Origin of the sequence: Rhodopseudomonas sp. B29 (genome assembly GCF_000333455.1) — a bacterium.
Taxonomy (GTDB): Bacteria; Pseudomonadota; Alphaproteobacteria; order Rhizobiales; family Xanthobacteraceae; genus Rhodopseudomonas.
Map to the genome: position 1 here is coordinate 1 of NZ_BADD01000107.1, position 2,069 is coordinate 2,069.

At 65.3% G+C, this 2,069-nt stretch carries 4 protein-coding genes; all 4 read left to right on the forward strand.

What is annotated here, in order from left to right; genetic code table 11:
- A partial coding sequence (locus I5M_RS03955; RefSeq protein WP_022720214.1) for a transketolase C-terminal domain-containing protein occupies nucleotides 1–516 on the forward strand: 516 nt, incomplete at its 5' end.
- A gap of 13 nt (nucleotides 517–529) precedes the next feature.
- Nucleotides 530–1,036, forward strand: coding sequence for a WbuC family cupin fold metalloprotein (locus tag I5M_RS03960; RefSeq protein WP_022720215.1), 507 nt, complete (start codon nucleotides 530–532; stop codon nucleotides 1,034–1,036).
- 2 nt (nucleotides 1,037–1,038) lie between these two features.
- Nucleotides 1,039–1,713, forward strand: coding sequence for a bifunctional 2-polyprenyl-6-hydroxyphenol methylase/3-demethylubiquinol 3-O-methyltransferase UbiG (locus I5M_RS03965; protein ID WP_022720216.1), 675 nt, complete (start codon nucleotides 1,039–1,041; stop codon nucleotides 1,711–1,713).
- Between the two features lie 26 nt (nucleotides 1,714–1,739).
- Nucleotides 1,740–2,069, forward strand: a 330-nt coding sequence (locus I5M_RS03970; RefSeq protein WP_199900015.1) for a DegT/DnrJ/EryC1/StrS family aminotransferase, incomplete at its 3' end; no start/stop codon positions are given.

Consider the following 2,069-nt stretch of genomic DNA (forward strand, 5'->3'; position numbering starts at 1 on the left):
GATCCGGACGAGACCGAAGCGCGAACGCGCTGGTGCGCTGCGCAGACGCGCGGGCCGGTGTATTTGCGGCTCGGCAAGGCGGGCGAGCCTGTGCTGACGCAGCAAGCCGCTGAGCCATGGCGGTTCGGCAAGCTGCGGCTGATCCGGCCGGGCGATGATGTGGCGATCCTCAGCTACGGGCCGATCATGAAGCAGGCGGTGGCGGTCGCCGATGCGCTCGCCGCGAGGGGCACGTCGGCCGCGCTGTATTCGGTCCACACTATCAAGCCGCTCGATCGCGAGGCGGTCGCGCGCGTTCTGCGCGACTATAAGCGCGTCGTGGTGATCGAGGAATGCGCGCCGAATGGCTCGCTGGCGATGAACGTCCAGGCGATTGCCTGGCAGGAACGCGCCAGCTGCGCGCTCGACGTGTTCACGCTGAAGGACGAATTCATCCATTGCTATGGCAGCCACGACGATCTGCTCGCTGCGCACGGGCTCGCACCCGATGCGATCGTGGCGAGGATCGCGCCATGAAAACGGTGCGCCGATGACCGAGGTGTTTCGCGACAGCGGCGCCATCGTCGAACTCGGCGCCGATTGGCTGACGCGCTTGAAGGAGGCGGCGATGCGCAGTCCGCTCGGCCGCAGCCGGGTGTGCGTGCATGCCGACGACGCCGCGCAGGTGCAGGAGATGATCATCGCGCTGCGCGACGACGTGCTGTTTCGCCCGCATCGCCATCTCGGCAAGACCGAGTCGTTTCACATGATCGAAGGCGTGATCGACATCGTGATCTTCGACGACGCAGGAGCGCCGGTCCGCACTGTGGCTTTGGCCGAGCCGAGTCGCGGCGGATCGTTCTATTATCGGCTCAACGAGCCGATGTATCACACCGTCGTGCCGCGCACGCCGATGGTGGTGTTCCATGAGACGACATCCGGTCCGTTCGTGCGGACCGACACCGACTATGCGCAATGGGCACCCGAGGAGCCGGAGCAGCTCCGCGCCTTTCTGCAAGACGCCCGCGCGATCACTGCTGCTGCCGAAAGGGCCTGAGAATGGAAAAGACCAAGGGCGAGGAGCAGTACCAGGAAGCGATTGATCACTTCCGCGTCCATGGCTTCGAGCGGCTCGGGCTCGTGTCGAACTGGGCCTATCTCGACGACCCCAAGCGACTCGCCTTCACCTTCGCGCGCTACAAATTCGTCGGCAAGATGCTGCAGGGCTGCGCCCGTGTGCTGGAAGTCGGCTGCGGCGATGCCTTCTTCAGCCGCGTGGTCCGTCAAGACGTCGGCCACCTCACCGGCATCGACTTCGATCCAGCCTTCGTCGCCGATGCGCAGGCGCGGCATTCCGAGAAGTGGCCGATCGACGTCAAGGTGCACGACATGATGGAGAAGCCGGTCGATGGCAGTTTCGACGGCATGTACTCGCTCGATGTGCTGGAGCACATCGAGGCCGCCGACGAACGCCGCTTCCTCGGCAATATGGTGGCGAGCCTCGAGCCGCACGGCACGCTGATCATCGGCATGCCGTCGCTGCAGTCGCAACCTTACGCGTCCGCGCACAGCAAGCTCGGCCACGTCAACTGCAAGGACCAGCGCGACCTGAAGCGGCTGATGCAGGACTTCTTCCACAACGTCTACGCGTTTTCGATGAACGACGAGGTCGTGCACACCGGCTATCACGCCATGGCCCATTACAATCTGGTGCTGTGCTGTAGCAAGCGCTGAGCGCGGTGTGCGGATCGGAGATCAAGATGGCGGCGAAGCCTGATACGACGGGGACGACAGCGGCAGCCGCGCCGGGCCTTGCGTTGTATCGCGGCGTGACCAACGGCATTCCGGCCGACCTCGCGGCCGATCTGCTGCAGCCGCCACTGCGCGATCCCAAGGTGCGTTACCGCGATCTCGCGGTCGACGACGACCTCCGCGCCCGCCTGCTCGAAGTCGTCGACGACATGCTGCGCGGCGGTCGGCTGCTGATGGGGCCGGCGTGTGAGCGCTGGGAAGAGCTGATTGGGGAGTATTGCGGCGCGCGCCACTGCGTAAGCGTCGCGTCGGGCACCAGCGCGATCTATCTGGCGCTG